General features: G+C 57.2%; 15 protein-coding genes. 6 read left to right on the forward strand and 9 right to left on the reverse strand.

The annotated features are described in order from the left end of the window. The first annotated feature begins 69 nt into the window (after positions 1–69). Positions 70–432: a DUF968 domain-containing protein gene (locus tag C2U70_RS23850; RefSeq protein WP_140980985.1), complete on the forward strand. Its 363-nt coding sequence runs from the start codon at positions 70–72 to the stop codon at positions 430–432. 292 nt (positions 433–724) lie between these two features. Here the strand turns inward: C2U70_RS23850 and C2U70_RS23855 are convergent, their stop codons facing one another. From C2U70_RS23855 to C2U70_RS23880, 6 genes are all read right to left on the reverse strand, one after another. After that, entirely contained in the window at positions 725–943 is a 219-nt protein-coding gene (locus C2U70_RS23855) for a hypothetical protein (RefSeq protein ID WP_140980988.1), read from the reverse strand. Between the two features lie 57 nt (positions 944–1,000). Continuing rightward, positions 1,001–3,337 carry a P-loop ATPase, Sll1717 family gene (locus C2U70_RS23860; RefSeq protein WP_140980990.1) on the reverse strand — a complete coding sequence of 779 codons (2,337 nt, stop codon included), beginning with the start codon at positions 3,335–3,337 and terminating at the stop codon, positions 1,001–1,003. Between the two features lie 377 nt (positions 3,338–3,714). After that, the gene (locus C2U70_RS23865; protein ID WP_140980993.1) at positions 3,715–4,650 is read right to left on the reverse strand and encodes an AlbA family DNA-binding domain-containing protein; all 936 of its coding nucleotides are present in this window, start codon (positions 4,648–4,650) and stop codon (positions 3,715–3,717) included. 150 nt (positions 4,651–4,800) lie between these two features. Next, on the reverse strand, positions 4,801–5,538 hold the full coding sequence (locus C2U70_RS23870; protein ID WP_140980996.1) for a hypothetical protein: 738 nt from the start codon (positions 5,536–5,538) through the stop codon (positions 4,801–4,803). Then, positions 5,432–6,355 (reverse strand): hypothetical protein, encoded by a 924-nt coding sequence (locus tag C2U70_RS23875; RefSeq protein WP_140980999.1) that lies wholly within the window; start codon positions 6,353–6,355, stop codon positions 5,432–5,434. Before C2U70_RS23875 ends, C2U70_RS23870 begins: the two co-directional genes overlap by 107 nt. Positions 6,356–6,376: 21 nt before the next feature. Beyond that, positions 6,377–6,595 carry a hypothetical protein gene (locus C2U70_RS23880; RefSeq protein ID WP_140981002.1) on the reverse strand — a complete coding sequence of 73 codons (219 nt, stop codon included), beginning with the start codon at positions 6,593–6,595 and terminating at the stop codon, positions 6,377–6,379. 447 nt (positions 6,596–7,042) lie between these two features. On the opposite strand from C2U70_RS23880, the gene C2U70_RS23885 reads away from it, so the two are divergent. After that, complete coding sequence (locus tag C2U70_RS23885) at positions 7,043–8,011, forward strand: DUF2971 domain-containing protein (RefSeq protein ID WP_140981005.1); 969 nt, start codon at positions 7,043–7,045, stop codon at positions 8,009–8,011. 11 nt (positions 8,012–8,022) lie between these two features. On the opposite strand, the gene C2U70_RS33125 is transcribed toward C2U70_RS23885, so the two are convergent. Further along, a complete protein-coding gene (locus C2U70_RS33125; RefSeq protein WP_186294432.1) occupies positions 8,023–8,178 on the reverse strand; it encodes a hypothetical protein in 156 nt (51 codons plus the stop codon). A gap of 475 nt (positions 8,179–8,653) precedes the next feature. Continuing rightward, entirely contained in the window at positions 8,654–10,753 is a 2,100-nt protein-coding gene (locus C2U70_RS23890; RefSeq protein ID WP_140981008.1) for an ATP-dependent helicase, read from the reverse strand. A 285-nt stretch (positions 10,754–11,038) separates the two neighbouring features. Here C2U70_RS23890 and C2U70_RS23895 point away from each other — a divergent pair, with 285 nt between their 5' ends. From C2U70_RS23895 to C2U70_RS23910, 4 genes are all read left to right on the forward strand, one after another. After that, positions 11,039–14,482, forward strand: coding sequence for a hypothetical protein (locus C2U70_RS23895; protein ID WP_140981011.1), 3,444 nt, complete (start codon positions 11,039–11,041; stop codon positions 14,480–14,482). A 240-nt stretch (positions 14,483–14,722) separates the two neighbouring features. Further along, on the forward strand, positions 14,723–15,235 hold the full coding sequence (locus C2U70_RS23900; RefSeq protein WP_140981014.1) for a hypothetical protein: 513 nt from the start codon (positions 14,723–14,725) through the stop codon (positions 15,233–15,235). Positions 15,236–15,252: 17 nt separating this feature from the next. Next, the gene (locus C2U70_RS23905) at positions 15,253–16,701 is read left to right on the forward strand and encodes a hypothetical protein (protein ID WP_140981017.1); all 1,449 of its coding nucleotides are present in this window, start codon (positions 15,253–15,255) and stop codon (positions 16,699–16,701) included. A gap of 115 nt (positions 16,702–16,816) precedes the next feature. Further along, positions 16,817–17,797: a hypothetical protein gene (locus tag C2U70_RS23910; protein WP_140981020.1), complete on the forward strand. Its 981-nt coding sequence runs from the start codon at positions 16,817–16,819 to the stop codon at positions 17,795–17,797. 225 nt (positions 17,798–18,022) lie between these two features. On the opposite strand, the gene C2U70_RS23915 is transcribed toward C2U70_RS23910, so the two are convergent. Further along, complete coding sequence (locus C2U70_RS23915; RefSeq protein WP_140981022.1) at positions 18,023–20,200, reverse strand: tetratricopeptide repeat protein; 2,178 nt, start codon at positions 20,198–20,200, stop codon at positions 18,023–18,025. Positions 20,201–20,535: the final 335 nt, after the last annotated feature.

Below are 20,535 nucleotides of genomic sequence, written 5' to 3' on the forward strand. Positions count from 1 at the left end.
TCTTATCCTCCTGAGAACATTCAGAGGGTTCTGCACCTTTCGGGCGCCTCCTACGCAAAGAGGTGACCCATGAATCTTGAAGCACTTTCCAACGAAGATCTCACTGCGCTCAAGGATAAGGTGATTGCGGCCCTGGCCCAGCACATGACGCGCATCACCGCTCGGAAGCTTCTGAGGCTCTGGCAAGCGCTTGAGGCGCATGATTGGTTCGTCCTACCCCTGTCGATGGACGTTTATCGGGAGTATCACCGCGGCGCCAAGACCTGGGAGCGGAAGTACGGCACTTATGCCGACCCGCTCCTGGCGTTCTTGGCGTCGAAAGGCCTCGAGCCGGGAGAGTTCATGCTTGCGGGGACGGAGTGGTTTCGTCGGGTTCTTGTAAGGCTTGCAGAACTTCAAGCTCTTGTAGCGATTGGCAGGCCCGCTCGCTGAATTTGTGCGCCAAGATTGGCAGATCGATAGATATAAGCTGGACGTGGGGGCTTTGCTCCCTAAGAACGTCAGCAAGCTCAACGATTTGCTGCAAGGCCGTCCGAACAATCTCAGTCGGTGTCATCTATGTCTCCACGAGCTTGCTCGCGGGACGACCCGGTGTTTTCGGTATTGCTGGCTGGATTCGAGCGCGATTGCACCAAGGCCGCCACGAGGGCTGTTTTTCCCGGGTGCAACGAGCGTGCAGGAGTGGGGCTCCTACACGCGAGGTCTAATACTTGGTGCTCATAGTTTATAAACTATCCGCGTTCGTTGGAATTGTCAATAATTGCAGAGCGACGTGGGCTGCGGATACTTGAGTTGCGCAAAGCCGGGAGAGTCGGGCAACTGCACTGACATCGCGTTCACCAAGAAGGCTGAACGGGCCAAGGCCGGTATCCACTCGACCATGTTCGCTTGCAACCTGATGAGCGCCGAGGGCAAGGCGTTTTTCTTGCTGGATGATGGACATTTCTCGATACTCGGTTCGACCAGTGGTGAGCTGGGCCGAGGGTGGTTGCTGAGAGTTTTAGTCCTCTGAGATGCCCAGAGCCGGGCCGAAGGCCGGGTTGACGACGTAGAATGCATCTCCCTTGGCTCTGGAAGCTCGGATTTCGAGCACCTTCAGGTCGTAGTTCACGTCGAAGATGAAGTACTCGTCGTCTTTGATCCTTACACCCAAGACGCCGTAGTAGATAAGAAATTCAAGCAAGCGCTTGTGCTCTGACTCGTCGACACCTGCTTCTTTGAAGATCACCTCGATCTCAGCCGCCGTCATGGCCTTCTTCGAGTCCATGAAGTGGTAGAGCAAGTCCTTTGCACTGGGGAAAACCTGTGTCAGTTCTGCATCGAGCTCCTGAAGCAGATCCGATGAGTAGGTCTTGAGGCCCTTTTCGATATCCGTATCGCTGATGATATCGCGGTTGAAGTTCGTGGCAAAGCCTCGGCAGTGATTGAAAATCTTGAGCAGATTGCGGGGGCGCATCAACGTGCGCCGGATCAGGTATGAGGAGGTGTCCTCGCCGCGGTAGTGCGAGATACACAGCTCGTGCCAGATATCGTGAAAACTGGCATCCGAATGATCGGTATGCATGCCCGAGACCAAGCGAAGGCGCAGCATCTCACGAAGCATGTCTGGATCGTTCCAGTCCAGCGTGGCCCTCATCTCCTTGCCGAAGTCAGGCGTGTTCCTCATCAGATGGTCGTACACGTCGTTGCGGACGAAGACGATGCAATGGACGACATTGCCTTCCTTCCGCATCTCGCGTTCAACTTTGCGCCCCGCATCGACCAAACAACGAAGAATGGTAGCGTCAATAACGTCGACACCTTGTGTGCTCCAGCCTTTGTCTAGGTTGTCGAACAGAACCCAGACGGCCTCCTTCTTCCGGAGGTAGTTCGTGATGATCTCGCGGAGCTGCCGGATGTCGTGCTGATAGACAAGTTCAGTGACTTCGCCGGCATTCAGGCGGCGAGTATCCTGACGCCCATATTTCTCCTGATATCGGGTCGAGAGCCGCTCCGAAAGAACAGACAGACGCTCTGAGAAGTCACCTTCAGGCGAAAAATTGAGAGCGTTGTAAATCCCGCTCAATTCACGGTATGCATCGTGAATGTCTGGATTGTATCGATGCGCGCGCTGATCTTTCTCCAGCAGCTTGTAAGCAATCTCCAGATAGATGAGATATTCCCAGAACGCGATAATGAGGTGCTGCCTGGCGCCTTCGGAAAGATATTCGAGGATATCCTCCTTCATCCGGATGAGCTGATATCCCTCTGGCTTTAGGTCGAGAACGATGTTTCGACGATCGGCGCGAATCTTGTCGCGCAAGCTGATGAATAGGGCGGTTTTCCCAGATCCTTTGCGACCCACCACAAGGTTGACTTCGCCGTTGATGGCGCGGTCGTACTGGTCGATCTTCAGATAATACCGATCAAGTGTGTTCATTTCGTTTTCGGCGCGCGGGTCGCCGATGCTCATCGATTGGAGCAGCGATGTCCGGTCGATACCAGACGGCTCGACCTGCGCGGAGTATTCGACGATGCGAGGGCAGAAATCGGCGACGAAGTCGTGAATGTCGGACAGATGGTGCCAGCGCTTGGCATCATCTCGGACATCCAACGGGACATCATAAGTTGAGGGTGCAAGCAGAAGCTTCGGCTTGCCCATCCCGTCGCACAATCCGGCAATGAACATGCAGCGGATGTTGTGGGCTTCGGAGCCGTCCTGAGCGGGATCTTGCATGGGAATGAAGACGCCCGATGATGCCGCGACTTGGCGAATGGCGTCAGTCGCGGACAGCCGGGTATCCTCGTCCGGGGTGAAGCTGCGATACCGTCCGTACCCAGCCTTCTTGATGCGCGACACCATCACACCGATGTCTTGCCGTCGGTCAGGGGGCTCGATCAGGTATACGGGAGATTTTCGGTCTAAGGCTTTCGAGAAGCTGAGGGGCGTTGCGTCGATGTGCGCAGCCAACCTGTCTTTCAACTCGTCGAATGTGTCGTATTCGAAGTAGCCAAGCGTGTCGAAGATGCCGACCGCCTTGGCGATCAGCTTATCGCCTTCGGTTCCCTTATGCCGAATCAGAAAGGCACGTTTATCCATCCCGACCGCATACCCGATCTCGTAGACCACATTCAGGTTGAGATAGGTGATGTCGGCGACGAGGTAGGGGGACTCGCCGATCTTCTCCAGGATGGGAGAGACAAGCGGAGTGCCGGGCACGTCATTGAAAGGCCAAGGCTCGTAAATGACCGGCAGCGCCTGAAGCGCGTTGGCCTTGCGCACTGCATCAAGAATTCCTTCCGCCAAGGGCTTATCCTTGGAGGCATAGGCGACGAACGTCTTCTGGCGAGTAGCCATCTCAGGCCTTCAGGATGCAGCGAATCGCTCTATGTTTGCCAACCCCTCGGTAGATTGCAACGGAAGTTGTCAACATACGAACGGCTGTGCGCATAATACATGACGGCTAAGAGCGGCATTAGATTAGCGGGCAGAGCTCGGATGGCCGGCTCATTGGTGCGCCTTTCAAGCCTGGGCGGTCCGGCAATCCTTATCAGACCTCCAAGTGGGAGTTGCCGCAGGTCGTCTGGATCGCCTCGAAAAGAAGGCTGACCTAACACATCGAGAAGCCTAAGGGCCCGACGATTCCTGACATGACGTTCGAGCTCTGCGGCAGCGTTAGTTCGAGGGTCTTAAGAAAGGTTGAGTGTGCAAACTGCTCAAAGCGGCAAATAGAGCTACCGGTTCAACGGATGCTGCGGCGGCAGAAGCCTTAGATGCTGGCCTTCCTGATGCAGATACCACACCGCGTCTGATACATTTCCGGGCGTAACCGTCTTAATAGCGATCGGTAGACGATTAACAGATTGAAGCAAGCTGGAAGGAAATCTCAGCAACACCGCAGGCAGATTTACATCGATCTCTTTAAAGATGGGCAGGTTGGGCGGGGAAATGATGCTATAGGAGAGCGCATGCTTCGGATTTCCATTCTGATGGATAACGCCCATTCGGTCGTAGCCGTTGCTTTCTGAGATGGTGATCTCGGTCGAAACGGCGATCTGCACGACGACATGGAAAGCGGGCTGATCTGAATTATTGCCGACGGCGACCCGAAGGGCCAATGGCTCTGATAGCTCTTGATGTGCGCCAAGCTGGATCGACGCGTTGTCCCCCCGCGGCAACAGTAGTTTCAAGAACAGGTCAGGCCTAGTTGTTCTCCGCATGATGTCGCGGATCTCGTAGTCTTCCATCGCGCTCGATTGGAAGTTTTGTCGCTTGTAATATTTTTTATCGGGGGCCTGGTGCGCGCCGCGGCTTGTCGATTGGGGAATGGTGATGACGTAGCTGTAGCCCGTCTCCAATTTGATTGGCGTGATAATGAGGCCCTGGATGCGCGGTTGGACGTTCGAATCTATGACCTGCTCGATCCATTCCCGGCTGACGACCGAGTTTCCATCGTCGACCCTAACGGGCTTTTGGTTCTTCTCCTCGATGCCGTAGACAATCTGCCCTCCGGCCGAATTGGCCATGGCGGACACGTCCTTGCAAAGTTCATCTCGTGCCTTGCTTTCCTTTGAGAGAGCTGGGGAGGCTTTGTAGTCGAGGATGAGGCTCTCCTCTAACCCCTCGTCCACCAGACGTTGTAGGTCGGCCTTAGTTTTTAGGTCCAGCATGTTTGTGGCCGAAATCCCTGATGTTGAGACCGCATCTCGTAATCATAAATGTGTGCACAGTGTGTGCATAGGGTAGTTCGCTTTGCGGTCTCCCGATTCAAAAGCGGCGATATGTTATTGAATTTGTTGGTGAGCGCGCTGTTCTCCGCGCTATGCACGTAAGCGCTTGACTAGGTGGCGGTTTCTTCGCGCGACAGTTCGGACCACCGGGATAACAGCCGTAACCGCGAAGCTGCTACCCCCGCCGAGCGCGCACCGCCGGAAGATTGGCGAATTCGTCCCCGGCTGCAATTTTTCGCGGTACCGCGCGAGATATTTTCTAACGTTCTCGCGGAAACGTGATTGACAGCCACGGCGTTCCGCTGGTCCTACGAGCCCGACAGAGCGCTGTTCGGACAGCTTGCCGCTATTCGACTTGTGGTCGCCGAGCGCCAACCACTTGCGCCCCTCCGGCGTCGTTAGCGCCTTGGCAATGCCGTCCCGCGACACGGCTTGCCGGAACGCCGCGCCGATCGCCTGAGGGCTTCCGGGCGCCGGGGTTGGCGTCACGGCGGGGAGGGCGCTGCCTGTCTTGAGTGCGACCGCTCGCGACTCCACAGCGCTCGATGTTCCGCGCGCGGCGAGTAGCGATTGACCGGCTGCGACCATGCAGCGCTGTGCAGGCGATAGAGCCCACGCTGCCATCTTCGGCGCTGCCACCGCTTCCTCCGCCTGCGCACGGAATGCGGGGTCGTCGTTCGGAAGCTGCTCGGCCCTCACGCCCGCAATCGCCAACGCGCGGTCAACCGCCACGCCAGCCGCGAGCAGCGCGAGGAGCTTCCACTTCGGCTCCAGCGCGGCTGCGGTGTCGGCCTTCACCGCGTCCACTGCCATGGTCTCGTGCTGCATGCCGCCGCCGCCCTTCTAGGCCGCACGCCATCGCCAGCTTGCTCGACGCGGCCGCGCCGCTGCCGGCAATAAACTTCACCACGCGCAACGCGGGCGGCGATTGGTCACCGCGGCCAATCGGCCCACTTGCCATCTGCAACGGGGTCTCGTCTGTCGCAGTGCCGAACAGCTCGCGCGTCTCGCGTTCCATAGCCACCGCAGTACCAATCCGCATGTTATCGACGACGCGGACCGGGGTGCCCAGCACGTTTGCTAGCGACAACCACGCAACCGCCTTTGAGATGGGCCGCGCGTCCGGGTCTGCCAATGTCGCGAGGTGGCGTGCCTTCTCACGGGCGATGTCGTCACCAATACTGCGGCGCATCTCGGCATCCGGCACCGTGTCGCCCATGGAGGGCAGGACGTCGTCATCGCTCTCGGCAGGGCGACCGCCGTTCACGTGCCAAGCATCGTCGCCGGCAGGGTCGAAACCGGCAGCCATGATGACGCCGCGCTCTTGGTCCTTCAGCACGTGCGCCTTGCGGACCTCCGCACGCATGGCCGCGATGTCGGCAGCGTTGCGCCTGCGACCGCGGGCTTCGTTCTCGGCGGCGCAATTCGCGGTCTGGCGGTCACGATAGGCGAAGACGTTCCGCCAGACTGCGGCGTCGGAACTGCGCTGTAGCGGGCCGCTGGGCTTGGCTGACTTCGCCGTACTTAAACGGACCACCTTGCCCGTGCTGTCCTTCCACGTACCCGACTTCATCCCGGCGAGGTCGCCAGATGCGGCGGCTAGTTCTTCGGCTGTGACCTTGTCCATGTTGTCTTTCTTTGCCACGTGGTTCGTCCTCTTCTCCTGTTACTCGCTCTCGCCTTTCGACCGGCGCCACTGCGTTGAGCGCGACGACGCAGCCGGGTCTTTTTGCCGTCCGGCCTTTGGCAGCTCCTCGCCCGTGCCGAGTGCATCCACGAGCATTTGAGCAGCCTCGGTGGCCATCGCATGCCCCGCTTTCTCTGCTCGGCGCGCGAGCTTGCCGGCCGCCTTGTCGGGCAGCGTCACCTTGATTTGCTTCGCCATATCGCTCCTCGTTTCAAATCAAAGTACCTGAAATGACACGCGGGTGCAAGGTCGCTATGGGCGTTTCAAAAAAAACAATTTGAGACGTGGCTGCCCGACAGCATGACCTCCATACTTCAGCGCTTCGCTGCCGTACCGATGACCGCCGCTGATGCCGCTGCGCTGACGCGACCGCCGCGAACATCCTGCACCGGTCGTCGGACGGACAATAGCTCGTGTTGCGCGTTCGTCGCGTGCGGGCTCAGTGCCGCGGTCTTGTCGCAACCGTTTTGGGCGGGCCGCTGCCGGGCGACGACACCACGCCGCGCGCAATCCGCGTGCTCGCGGACACCGCTGACCGCACTCTCTCCCGCGCCGGTGGGGCTGAACTAAAGGGGCAAGCTGTCATTATCGATGGTGACACGCTCGAGGCTTTGCTTTCGCAGGCGGCTGGTCTAAATCGGATTCATGGACAAGGAGACCAGCTACGAAGATCGACACGCGCTGCCGCCGCCCCTCATGGCGGCGGTCGAGAAATTCGATGCCTGGTCGAAGAAGCAGCAGCTGATTGAGCAGAACGCGGCCACTCCGATCGTGCCGCTCTATCACTACACCGGCGAGGAGGCGCTGGTCGGAATCCTGCGGCAAGAGAAGCTCTGGTACTTCAGTCATCTTCACCAGAGTGATCCAAAGGAATTCGAGTATTCTCTGGCATGCGCTCTCGACGTCATTCGGCAGGTCGGCAAGTCGGATGACTTCTGGACCAAGCATTTTTGCGGCTGTATCGAGGACATGCTGGTAACGAACGGGCTGGCCAGTCCGTTCGACTTCTACCTGTTCAGCTTCAGCCGGCATCGCGACGACCCGGGGCAGTGGCGCCAGTACGGGAAGAACGGCCAGGGCTTCGCTATTGGCGTGGCGCCCGTCCTGCTTCAGCCGGACACAGATGTGCTCAGCCCACAGGCGAACGAGAACCTGCACATTGGCCGGGTGATCTACGGCGATCGTGAGACGAATTCCCGGCACAGGCAGGTGATCAAGAAGGCGGCAGCTATTACAAGCCAGGTCGCTCGGCGCAACCGCCAATGGATAGACCTCGTGCGGCCGGTTCCTTACCTGGCGGCCATGGCGCGCGATGTTTTGGCCTCGCACCTGATCTGGAACTGCCTGACGGCCAAGGAAATGAAATTCGCCAACGAGCGTGAGGTGCGCGGCATCGTGATGGGGGTCCGCGAGCGGTTCGACGCGCACCGGAAGACGCTGGGCACGCGCGCATACATCGAGGTGCCATTGCGCTTGAGAACACCGGGCGGGATCGCGGAAATCTTTGTCGGGCCCAACGCACCGGCCGACGCCGAGGGAAAAGTCAGGGCCCTGCTCAAGGCGGAAGGTTATGCAGAGTTGATTCCTGTAATCCGCTCTTCGGCTGTTGTTTAAGGCGAGCTGGCCTACAGCCAATACCAAGGCCACGCGAGCACGGCGACCAGGTGGGAAATGCCGATGCCCGTATTGCAGAAGATCGAGATGATCGTCTTGGTGGTCGTCGCGCAGGTCACGCGGCTAACGAAGAACGAAAAAGCAATAGAGTGCAGCGCGCCAATCATGACGTACACCGTAAAGAAACTGTAAGCTCCCATGCCAAGTAGATCGGTGAACTGTGCTCGCGAGCGCGCAGCGACTTCACGCGCCGGTGCCGCAACGGTCAGCCTTTGAGAAGGTGAACTGACGCCCGCGGGCTGCGGCCGAGGTTGCGGACTGACAGGTGGTGACGGGCGGGGCCGCGGCGCCGGCGAAACGGGCGGCTCCTTCGGACGCGGGCGCGGAGGGGATGGGCGCACGATCGGCTCGGGCGCGGGCGGAGCAGGACGTACAGGCTCAACGACGGTCTCCGGAACGTCGATGTCAGGAAAGTCCGGCGGATCGACAGGAGCTGGTCGCTGCGCAGGCCGAGGCTGCGGCGGCGCCGGAACGACTTCACACCTGTGAGGTTCGTTGTTCTCAAACGCAACGTATCGCCCATGCGGCATTTGCCGCATAGAGATCCAACGGTCGCAATAGCGACAGCGGCGCGGGTAGGAATTAGCCATGCAGCCCCGCCTGGGCGAGGAACGTGCTCGGCGGCACCCGGGTCTTACAGGAGGTCTTGAGGTAGCTGACGATCAGATTGGAGGAGGCGCGGGTCAGCGCGACATAGAACAGGCGCCGCTCATCCTCAACGGGCGCGCGCTTGTGCGGAATAAGGCCTTCGTTGCAGCTGGTCAGGATGACCGTGTGCCATTGCAGGCCCTTCGCCTTGAAATACGTGGCCAGCGCGACGCCATCTTTCTCGTCACCGGCCTTGGCTTCCTTGGCCCGCTTGAGTGCGTCGTCGACTGTATCCACGAACGCGTCAACCCGGCCGCGAAAGCTGGCCGCCAGTTCGTAGACCTCGCCGAGCGGCACTTCGTTGTCGACGACGTCTTCGAGGCTGCCCACCATGCCGCGCAGACCCCGGAAATCTTTGGCCAGGATGTCGAGCGTCTTGAACAGGGAGGGCGCTTTGACGACCTCCTGCATCACGGCGGCAAACCGGCTCTGCCGCAGTTTCGGCAGGAGCGCCAGCACCGATCGGCTGGAGAGAGCGTCAAAGAAGGACGGAGCGGTGTCGAAGGCCCGCTCGAGCCGTGCTAGAATCCGTTCATCGACGTACTGGAAATAGGATCGCAAGCTGAGCACGGTATCGGCCGAGTAAGGCTGCTGACCCTTGTTCAGCGCGAGCTTGGCGCGCAGGACACCAAGGAGCTTTTCCAGTTCGTCGTTGTGCAGGATGTTGTCCTGCTCCCGGACATTGTAGGGGATGTCGCGCAAGATGAACTGTAACTGGATAGGTAGGCTTTGGGCGTTGGTGCGGTAGAGAACGGCGAAATCAGAAGGCCGGAGATCCCTGTTGCGCCTGCGCACCCGCTCGATCGTTGAGGCGATCATCTTGGCTTCGGCGGTGGCCGTGGTGGATTCGATGATCTTGATTGTGGCGTCGTCGACGCGATGAGCAATGGGATTTTTCTCAACGCGCCACTGATTGTGCCGGATCAGGCGCGTCGCGTGATCGACGATATTGCGTGGACAGCGGTAGTTGCGTTTGAGCTCGAAGTTCTCGACTGGACGGCCGAGGTGCTTTTCCAGCTCGATGATGTAGCGGGGCGTGCAGCCCCGGAAACCATAGATGGCCTGGTCGTCGTCGCCGGTGATGACCAGTCGGGCCTGCTGGGCGATGAGCGCCACGAAGGCGAAATCCAGCTCGTTGATGTCCTGGAACTCATCGACGATGATCTCGTCGAATTGGCGCTGTACCAGCGGCAGCACGCTGGCGGAGGCCTCAAGACATCTCAGGGCGCGGAGCTTCTGGTCGTCGAAGTCCATGCGGTGCTCGCGTTGAAGCAGGCGCTCGTACTCCTTGAACATCCAATGGACAGCCTGGATAACGAATTTCTTCTCTTCGGAGGTCGACCCGGCCTGGAAGAAGACCTGGGCGCTCTTGCTCGTGAGCATGAAGTCCGCAAGTTTTTGCGGCACTGCGGCACGGGGATCGAACAGGGCGTTCTTCAGCAGACCGAAGAACTCACTGTAGAACCGGTATCGCAACGAGGCCGGGAGCGCATCATGGCGTTTCCGCCCCTCGTCTGTCGACGCCAGCGTCTCCTTCAGCTCCTTGATCAGCCGCCAGACGCGGGGCGCCTCGATGATCTGCTTGTGCTCGGCCTGAAAGTGCTCGCGCAGAAGCCGGTAGCCGAAGGCATTGAGCGTGCTGATCTGAAAGTTTTGGTGAGGTGCGGACAGGGCAGCGAGCTGTTCGGTGACCTTCTCGCGTAACGCGGTCACCGCGGAGTTGTCGAACGTCAGACAGAGGATGCGCTCGGGCCGGGTGCCTTTCTTGGCGAGGTGGAGGACCCGGTTGATGATCGTCTGGGTCTTTCCTGACCCGGCCGGGGCGATGAGCCGCAGCGTTTGGTGCGGCGCGTGAATGAGGGACAACTGGTCATCGTCGGCCGCAGGCTGAAAGGCCTTGAGGGCGGGCCGTGCATCCACGTCGACTTCCCGCAACCGCTGCTCAAGCTGTTGTTCGAGCTCCTCCCGGACATCGAAGTTGGCGAACTCGTCGTCCAACGACAGCGTCGACCTGATGGTCGTGACGGTACCCATGGGTGGTCTCTCGCAACCGGATAAACAATCAATAAAGGCAATAAGAAACAGCCATTTAGATCAACCAGGCGTTGCTTTGGCAAGCAAATTCCCACGCCTGACGTGAAATCGCCCCACACCGTTGCCGGTGGCGCTGCAATCTAAAAGCGGATTATAGCCTCGCTAGATTGATCGTTCGTCTATCCATCCTGTACTTTGGACCGTCAGCCTAGTTGCTTCCACCGACGTTTCCCGAACGAATCCTACAAGCAAAGCGGCCTCTTGGGGTCGGACGTGGAGTCTGAATTGTCGAGCAAGCTCACCCAAGGCATACGCGGCAGCCTACGCAAGCGGGTTCGCCGAGAGATCAGAGAGCATATGCGCGAAAACCGCGCGATACGGCGCGCCCGTTATTCCCTTTTTCAGCGGACGTCGCGCTTCGTTATCGTCGGCCGCTCGCTTCCAGCGTTTCTCGCCACTTATCTGCTCGTTGATCTTGCGCTGACCGCCGCCGAGATTCTTGTCAATCTCTATTGTCCTCAGCTGCTGCCCGGCTGGACGGCGCCTGAGACGAAAGGCGTTCTCAAAGATTTTGCCAGCTACTTGATCGCCGCGCAGGTCGGCCTGCTTGGCATTGTGTCCGTTGCCATTGGCATCGTCACTTTGATCTCACAACGCGATGATCGGTCTTCTACGAATACTGATATTCGTCTCTACTATATGGAGTCATTGGCCTACGAGGTCGTTCTTAGCGGTGCAGCACTACTAATCGTTCTGTGTACGCAGCTTCTCTGGCCCGCTCAATTTCTCACGCACCTTGCGCATCTTGGCGGCACTGATCTGTTGTTCAAGGCAATACTCACCACCTTTCATCTGTCCTGGCTTCTGCTCAATCTCGCAATTTTTGCTCAATTCGTGCTTACCACGTTGCGTTTTGTCGAGCCGAGCGCAAGGGGGCGGCTGCGTGAGCGGTATACTGCGAATGTTATCGTTCCGAACGATCTAGGGCTACGTTTGTTGCGAGCGTTCTACGGAAACGCGCCAAAAGAACTGGTGCTTGCGGCGGACAACGAACCTGCTCTCCTCGTCACCTTCGGTCATTCAATGCTGACGGAGGGCGATGTTGAACTCAGGGAGATTTTTGCCTCTCCGACATTGCTAAATGATGTATGGCTGCGCCCTCTGGGTTTTGTTCTTCGTGGGTGGTGGCGTCGCAGCGCACCAACACCGCCGCCCGACCGCCACCAGTCCAGCTTGCGCGGGCATGATGTATGGCTTTCGTTTGAGCCCTCATTTGAGGGCCGGTTGGAAGGTGAGGTGACATGGTGCCGCAGAAGGGGTGGCGTGGCTTTTCAAAGTTGGGAACGGTGGGTAATCCGTCAATGCTATCGTTTCCGCGACGACCCCGGACGAGAGAATCTGCCGAAGCCATCCGATTTTCTTGAAGAGCTTGCCGATGGGGTGATTGCGCAGATCGAACGTAACGCGATTACAGCATTCAAAGGAGCATTCGACGAGCTTACCCGATTCCACGTCTTTCTCCTTGAGGCCCACAACACGCGGACCGATCAGGGACAACCGATTAGCTTTGCGGAGGTGGGTGATTTTTGGGATGTTCCCCATCGCGAATGGCTACGGCAGTACCGGCGCCTGTTCGACAGTGCGTCGGACAAGATTGGCGTGGAGACAACGTTCATTGACTGGCTTAGTCATACCACAATGCGGCTACTGCCTGGCGACGCTGCAGAGCTTTCTCCGCCGGTGGTTACCTCACTGCTGGATTTGGGAATCCATGAGGTCATCGTATTGGAGGATTGGGTCACGCGCCGCGCGACCCTTGACGTACCGGCACACCAGGCGGCCCAGCCACGTCTGCAACTCGCAGGTTCGGAACGGCGCGCGTACGAGAGCGTCATTCGGAGCTTCACCGGCGCGTGGGAAAACGTTCTCCGCATTGCAGACAGCCTCTATGGTTTTAGAGAGCGCGAAGGCCGGCCGCGAGCCGATCTTTGGAATGCATTTAGCCGAAGCATGCCGTTTCTCGATAGGCATTTGCGTAATACAGCTTACTTGCTCGCCTCGGCAGTCTGGAACGAAGACGAAATCGGTGCCGAGTGGTATCGGGATTGCCTCCTGCGATGGTTAGATACGCTTCGTCCGGACATGCACACGGACTTTTTTCTTGCCCACCATGCGCTGTTAACCCCCGACGTTTTGTCCTTAGACTGGGCTGCCGTCGAAGCACGGGTGAACCCTTACCGCAGAGATCCTTCGCCGGACCTGCCGCCGCCCCAAGCTTTGTTCGCCGTTATTCTACGTGGCGTTTTCGACGACGTCCTGCTGGTCACGGCACTGTTGGCGCTTGCTTGGCATGTCAACGGCCAGCAATCGAGCGACATCGGCGCCCGCGCAGCCAACTTACTGCTCCGTCGCCAAGTTCTCGAAGGAGAAGGATCACGCTTTGCGCTGACCGGTTTGCAACCCCCAACCGTATTCCGCCAGCTCTTTTCGCTGATCGTCCGCACGGCGCTCGGCGAACAAGGCGGCAACGCCAGTTACGGGACGAGTCTCGATGGTCTGGTTCAGACTCTAAACGGCATGAGCGAACGCCATGTCGTTCCGGGACGTGTTTATACATCTTGGGGCTGGCGCGGCCTTGATCAGCTGCGTCTGCAAGTGCTGGCGATGCTTGCGGCAAGCCTTCCTGCGACGGGTGATGACGGCGTCGGGCCATGGGTACGGGAATTTGCCTCCAATGAAGCTCTGTTCGCTGGCGACGACGCCGTCTTTCGGCGTTTGGCTTCGACCTTGAGGGCCCATGAACAAGCCCTTGGCGAGCCGCCTAACCGTGACCTGTTTGAACGTGGCGTTCACGCGCTGACGCCCGAGGCGGACGTCGAGGCGGCGCGCACGCGTCTTCAGGCGATCTTTGCCGACGCTATTGCCGTCATTCATGAACAGAGAACCCAGCGCCTGCGCACATTGCCGATCGATCCGAAAAAGTGGAACACGCTCGTCCAAGCAGTGTCGGCCGCGCTTAGCCCAGAGCTTTATTGCTTCCGAGGCTTTCGTGTTGAAAAAGTCCAGGATGACGCGCCCGCGGTTTTAGAGTACCGCGTGAACGGTATCGACAAGTCGGTGTTCGTAACACCGTCCATGTCGTGGCAGAATACGCGCGATTTGAACCGCCTCATCCCAGAGATGTTTCGCGACTACCTCACTTCTCTCGTCTGGTATTCGCTTCGCCAAAGTCCGCGCGAGTCAATCGATGTCGGGGATGATCCCGAGAATCGATTTTGGGATGCAGTTGTTCAAAATGCTCAGCGCCTCGGCCCGGCTGCAACGCTTCTGACAAGTTATGATCCGTTTGGAGCCGTTCTGGCCCGCTGGACACACAGTCCGCCAGATCAGCGCCCAGTCGGCCGACGCATAGCGTATGTTCAAGGACATCCTAGCGGCGGCGGGACAGGTTATGTCGGAACGATCGATGACATCGAGGTCTTCACGACAAACGTCGAAGATGGTCATTCTTATCTATTCTCGGCGACCCTGCTCGATCTGATTGCATACCGTCTCGTTGCCCCGGGCGCATTCGTGACCGTTGAGTTCGAAGAAAGCGATAATCCCTGGAGCGGCACAGTCGTCGTGCGGTTCGCCCAAGAAGTCTTATGGCGAGATGGGCCGGTTCTTGATTTGATTGCGAAGGATCTGCAAACAGACGAGGACGACGTACCGGTCCCGGCGCCTTGAGGGGCTGCTGGTTCGGCGCTATCCTGCGCAATCAAGATGAAATTGCGGGGGTGAGGAAACGTGGCTGATCCATTCACTATTCGCATTTTCGTTCCGGACGGCAATCCCGAGGGTTTGCGCATCATTGACCGGATGAACTGGACGGGACTCGGCATCGCATTCCCGCGCGAAGATTGGCCGAAGATCAAAACTCGCGCCGACTTCTCGCGCTAGTCTACATCCTGATTGGTCGCGTCACGGATGACGATTTTCCAACAATTTACATCGGTCAGGGTGATGTCGTTCGTAACCGAATTGACAGCCATTTTGCCAGCAAGGATTTCTGGGGCTTCGGCAGCGGTTTTCGTATCCAACTCGACTGGTGGCCTAAACCGCGCCCACGCGACATGGTTGGAATATGCGCTGATCCAGCGAGCCCGACAGGTTGATCAAAGCCATCTCGAAAACGGCGTCGAACCGCAGGCACCTCAGCTTTCCGAAGCGGAGCGCGCCGACACCCAAGCATTCTTGCGGGAAATGCTTCAAATCCTGCCGCTGATCGGGTTGACTTGCGTCGAACAACCAAAGGCCGTCGCGCTCCCAAGAGCTCGCGCGGACAATACCGCTGCGCCGCCTATTGCCAATGGACCGGATACGGCTATCGTTCCGGCTCAACAGGAAGGCTTTGAAAAGGTCTTCATTGGTCAGAATGCGTGGTTTGCGATTCGCATCTCGGGCGGGATGCTGCAAAAGATCAAATATATTGCTGCGTAAGGGCGATGGAGGCGAGATTGTTGAATCGAAGAAATTTAATCAGCGGATTGGCAGCCTCAACCCTTTATCCGGCCGCCAGATTAACACCGGCGATCGGGCTCAGTCTTTTCGCTTCAAAGGCGCGTGCAGAACCGGTCACTATTGCTCTTGCAGTAGGCTCCTTCCTGGCTCACCAGATTGCTGCCGCGAACAGCACAGACGGGGGCCTGTCGGATCTGGCAAAGGCAAATCACGATCTTCTTCTGGTCGCCCTGGCCAAACTCGATCGGATCGAGAACCTTCTGGCTGATGTCTATAAAGCGGTGGCAAACCTTCCCAACGAGATCGATAAGATTTTGGCCCGACACGAGACACAGGATCTGCAGGCTGACCTAGCGAGCGTCATCAACGGTTATCGAGAGCTGATCAGCAACAAAGATCCCAAAGACAGCGATGCGCAATGGCTGAGCCGCAAATCAACGCAAACTCAGATTCAGAGTTACTACGCCCGCCTGCTGCAGGCCCGACAAAAAGCCGACGTCAAAAAGCTTTTTGATCCAACCACGGCTCTATTGGTCGGCCCGTCAGCGATGGTCGAAAATGGACTGCTCGTATTGTCCGGCGAATCCGCACACGGCATCAAGAAGACTCTGACTGATACGTATCTCGCTTGGCTCAACAAAATGGAAAATGCTGAGATCGTGGGGTCCGCTGCCCATTATGTTAAATCCGCTGCACAGCGGCATGCTGAGTTGTCTTCTGTTGCCAGCCAAACACCTTTGGGGCGAGGGTTCGATTTTCCCTCCGGCTCCAAGTCGTCTGCCGTGGGCCATGCCTTTGACGGAGAAACGCGGTCTGCCCTCGCGGCATGCGCGGGGTTTAACAACTCCCGCGCCGGCAGCGGTCGTTATTGTGATGACGAACGTCGGCCGGGCAATAGAAATTTTGCGCTGCTCGGTGGCGATGGCAAAGAGCTTTCAAATGACGACTATATGGCAGTATTCGGGACAACCAATCCAGATTCCAAGACCGTCCTCAAGAATGCGCAGCAAATTCTTGACAAAGGTTTCGTCTTGGCTGCTTGCACTCCCGCTGTTCCCGCGGTGACCGAGCCGCACGAGAGACTTTACCGCCGAGCTAAACTGAGTGAAGTCGAACTCGTTGACGAAAAAATGCAGCCATTGGGCGTGAAGGTATGGAGTCTAGAGGCTCTTCCCGAGACCCGCGGCGTCGCGGGGCAAGCGGACGTACCGCACGATGGATCGTGTCAGATTGTCAACGAATATTCGGACGATAGCGGAGCGCGGCTAAACCGCATGCGTTCACTAGACGCCTGGGCAGCCGGAGATCGGAATTACACAGCTTTCTCAAGCTTGCTGGATCAGATCAATACCGAACGCGCGCGCTTTGCTTTCGGCTTGCAAGCGTTGATCGCCACCCAAGCAGCCCGTCAGTCGATCGAAAAGGTCATTAGCAGCTATGGCTAGCCAACTCTTTTCGAGATCAGTTTGGGCGGCGTCGATCTTCACGGTGGTAGCTGTCACACTGTCCGCTCTTTCCGCCGAACCAGCCCAGGACGTTTGCAAGCAGAGGAGTGTCCCTGTGTGGGGTTCTGCTGGCGCAACGACCAACGACATCTGCAAGGAGGGCAAAGAGAAACCCTCCAAAGCTACAAATTTCGTTGCAGGGTTGATGCTTTGGATTAATACGCCCGGGCTCCGCGAGCAAATAACAGCTTCGGTTGCTAAGCTGGATCAAAGGGTCGAAAACCTGCTAGCAAAATCTGGTGAGCCCGGCGTGGCCGTCAAAGTCGATATTCAACACGATGTCAAACCACACACTGATGATCGTGAGTATGTTGATACGTTGAAGGCGGTCCAGCTGGTCGGCGCCGGAACGAGCCTGGAAGATGTCTGGCTCGCTACTGTTGCGTTGGGCAAAGCAAAAGACGCTGAAAGGCTGGACGACGCCCGTAGCTTTTTCCTTTGGTTCTCTCGCAAGGGCAATAACCTCGTCACCGTCGCCGTCTCTCAATGGCCTATCCAATCGAAGGCCGGACGTTTACTGGCAGAAGAAGAACTCGCCAAGGTGCAAAAGGCAGCGGTGGCGGCATCGGGCCTGTCTGCTGCGGTCGATTATCTCGAACGGATCATCACTGACAACGCTCTCAAGCAGAAGCTGCAATTCATCAAAGATGCTCAGGCTGCAGACGAAAAGAAGATTGCAGAGATTGACCGGAAACTTAACGACGCCCTTGAACAAAAGCGAAAGGCCCAGGCGATCGCCGATCAGTTCAACATGATTGGAGATGCACTTACCTTTGCAGCTCAGAAGGATACGATTAAAGCAATTTTTGGCAAAGACACGCCCGCCGAGGTGGAGCAAGCGAAAACGCCGGCTGGCCTCGTGCAGGTACTGCAGACGATAATTAAAGAGAGAGAAACTGAAATAACGACGATATCAGCAGAGAAAACGACTGTCGACAAACGACGACAAGAATATCGTAGTCAATACGTGCAAATCATCCGTGTACCGAAAGCAGACTATCCATATCAAGACGTGCCGCAACTCCAGCTGCCTTAGTCCACGAAGAAGCAGATTTCTCGGGCAGATACGTCAGAGGCGAGCTGAGATACCATTTTCAGGCTAAGCAATCAGATGAACAACCGGTCGAGTACATTTACTGTATCCATTCGGCGTAGGCCGCAGGATCACCGCTTCAGCAGTCCAGGGTTTAACTCGCGACTGTGTAAGCCAGCCCGCATCTCGCCCGCGGCAAACAGGCTCTGCTTCTTCAGTTGGCCGCAACTAAATGTCAGAGCCTTCGTTCTCAAGGAAGACCCTCATGAGCTCACGCTTGACCGATTTTAGAGATTCGGTCAGCTCCTCGGCGTCTGATGCATCCGTTAGACGGTTGAGGTATTTATCGACAGTTGAAATGGCCTCGCTTATTGCGCCGGTCGAACCAAGATATTTTACCTTCTGATACAGAGCGTCCTCGACGACGAAACGAACCTCCGAATCCGTAGCGTTTTCGAATCGATGGACGATTTCGTTTAGAACCGCAATTGCTGACTTACCATCGCCAAGAGCCTCTAATGAATCCACCTTGCGAAGCAAGACGGAAGCGATCTGCGTGCGATCCGCCTCAGGCAGCCCCGCGTACTGCTCGACTGCTAGTTCATATGATTCTAGAGCTTCAGTGTGTCGGGATAGTTCAGCAAGAATGCTCCCCCTTTGCAAGAAGGCATAAGCCCGACGCTGGAGGAGCAACTCTTCGGTTGCAGTTTGAAATTGTTCGATGAATTGGGTGAGAGTGCGTATTGCCTCATCTCGCTCCCCTTCGCCATAAAGACAATTCGCCTTCTCAATAGCAGCATCGGCGACTAGTTCTTCGAACCCGCCGTAACGCTCGCTAGAAGCGTGCGCAAGAACTGTGTCGAACAAAGGAAGAGCTTCCCTTCGCCGGTTTAGACTGATCAAAGTGCGCGCTCTGTACATACGCGCCGCCGCCGCATGGAATTTTGCAAGAGGATCATTCGAGCTGCTAAAGCGAACAAAAATCTCCTCATACAGGTTCATTGCTTCGAAGCATCGGTTCAGCGCCTGCAATATGTGGCCTCTATGTCCAAGCGCAATAGCGATATAGGAATTCGACTGATGCTGCGCTGCGGCTTTCAAGAGAACATCGACTGATTCCAGCGCCTGGTCGTAACGCTCAAGCTCCTTTAACTGTATCGTCTTGTTCAGGAGCGCCTGAAGAACCTGGGTCTCCAGCCCCTCCCGACCATTGAACATGCAAGCGATCTGGTCGTAGATCACCAGAGCATCATCCTCACGTCCGAGAGTAGTGACCACGCTTGCTTTTGCGTTGAGAGCTCGGCCGACGTCCTCCAAGAGCGAAACTTCTGAAGAGCCGGCGAAGCGATTTGCTATGTCATCATAGGTCGCGATTTCCTCTTGCCTTGAGCCAAGACTGGCCAAGGCCTCAGCCTTGCACGCAAGCGCGAATGCCAACATGTCTAAAATCCCACTGGCGGTCTCTCGGCCGAATCGCGCGAGTACATCATCGTAGATGGCCAGTTCATCTCGAACGCGCTCTAGTTTCCGCAAGCACAGAGCCTTATTAACCAGGACTCTGGCGTGCCACTCTTTGTGCTCGTCGCTCGAGCCGAGCGATACCCGTTGTTCGACCTCCGAAAACGCGTCTATCGCGTCCTTAATTTTCTTTAGTTCAAGATAGATTGCGCCAGAATAGTTCTTGCTTTTCGCCCACTCAAACTCTGAGGTTGCTGTCGAAAGCGCCTTTTTCGCACAAAACAGTGCTGCCTCATGCTCGTGAGACCTGTATTGAATTTTGACTTCCTTCCACCAATATTTGTACGGAGGTTCAAATTCGGCCGTTGGCTCGTCCCTAGCGTGACTGGCAACTGATGGTTTCTGAGTCTCGTTCTGCGGAAGGGTCTCTTGATCTCTTAGCCATTTTGCTAGATGCCGGCGAAGGTGGCGGGAAAATTCATCGGCGCTCTCGTAGTCACGATAGAGAAACCTGCGTTCATTCTGAATTCGTTCTTTAAATTCGAGCACTTTCTTGAGCTGATCGCCAGGGTCACGCAGCTGACGTTTCTCAACTTTCTTGAAGAATAAGACAAGGTCGCGGATCTTTGCCTGTCGATATAGCTCCAGCGCCAACTCCCACTCTTCGAGCGTTCCAGACGTTGGTCCATTCCCGGTCGGCGTTCCCCAGCGATCATGAAAAACGAAGACCGCATAGTCACACTTTCGCAAATCTGCATTTATCAATTCTTGTGGTCGCCCAGCCCCGCCAATTGTTTCTTCCCATCCCGTTGGGTGGAAGACCGATCCGCGCGGCTCCCCGTCACTAGCCGAATAGTCCAACAAGACCCGCCGGAAGAGCCCGCGCTCTTTATCAAGACCGGAAGGCGAGGCGATGAAAACTCTGAAATTAGTGATAAGCTGCGACATTGAGAGGCGCCGCCTTCAACAACAATCGTTTAGCAGTACTCGTTCTTGCCTGGGTGGCATAGCGCCCCCTTTGCTTGCTGAATGCTAGGTGGCTAAAACGGTGTGGATATCAAACACACTACACGAGAATATCAGATCAAATGCAACCCAGGTCAAACCCCCGATCGTGGAATTGTTGGACTTGAGTCGCATGCAGTGGGGTCTGTGGCCTTGCCGTTCCGCGCGGCGAAGACGGGATGTTGCGCACTGCGGCCATCTTGGCGAAGTGCGGGAGTGACCCGAAGTAGCGCCTTGACGGCGGGGGGCGGGCGCCCACCGCACACGCCAACACCGCC

This window comes from Bradyrhizobium guangdongense (assembly GCF_006483445.1).
GTDB classification, from domain to species: domain Bacteria; phylum Pseudomonadota; class Alphaproteobacteria; order Rhizobiales; family Xanthobacteraceae; genus Bradyrhizobium; species Bradyrhizobium guangdongense_A.

Coding starts and splice junctions, on each gene's coding strand:
- C2U70_RS23850 (WP_140980985.1), top strand. CDS start 70: ATGAATCTTGAAGCACTTTCCAACGAAGATCTCACTGCGCTCAAGGAT.
- C2U70_RS23855 (WP_140980988.1), bottom strand. CDS start 943: ATGTCCATCATCCAGCAAGAAAAACGCCTTGCCCTCGGCGCTCATCAG.
- C2U70_RS23860 (WP_140980990.1), bottom strand. CDS start 3,337: ATGGCTACTCGCCAGAAGACGTTCGTCGCCTATGCCTCCAAGGATAAG.
- C2U70_RS23865 (WP_140980993.1), bottom strand. CDS start 4,650: ATGCTGGACCTAAAAACTAAGGCCGACCTACAACGTCTGGTGGACGAG.
- C2U70_RS23870 (WP_140980996.1), bottom strand. CDS start 5,538: ATGCAGCACGAGACCATGGCAGTGGACGCGGTGAAGGCCGACACCGCA.
- C2U70_RS23880 (WP_140981002.1), bottom strand. CDS start 6,595: ATGGCGAAGCAAATCAAGGTGACGCTGCCCGACAAGGCGGCCGGCAAG.
- C2U70_RS23885 (WP_140981005.1), top strand. CDS start 7,043: ATGGACAAGGAGACCAGCTACGAAGATCGACACGCGCTGCCGCCGCCC.
- C2U70_RS33125 (WP_186294432.1), bottom strand. CDS start 8,178: ATGATTGGCGCGCTGCACTCTATTGCTTTTTCGTTCTTCGTTAGCCGC.
- C2U70_RS23890 (WP_140981008.1), bottom strand. CDS start 10,753: ATGGGTACCGTCACGACCATCAGGTCGACGCTGTCGTTGGACGACGAG.
- C2U70_RS23900 (WP_140981014.1), top strand. CDS start 14,723: ATGACGATTTTCCAACAATTTACATCGGTCAGGGTGATGTCGTTCGTA.
- C2U70_RS23915 (WP_140981022.1), bottom strand. CDS start 20,200: ATGTCGCAGCTTATCACTAATTTCAGAGTTTTCATCGCCTCGCCTTCC.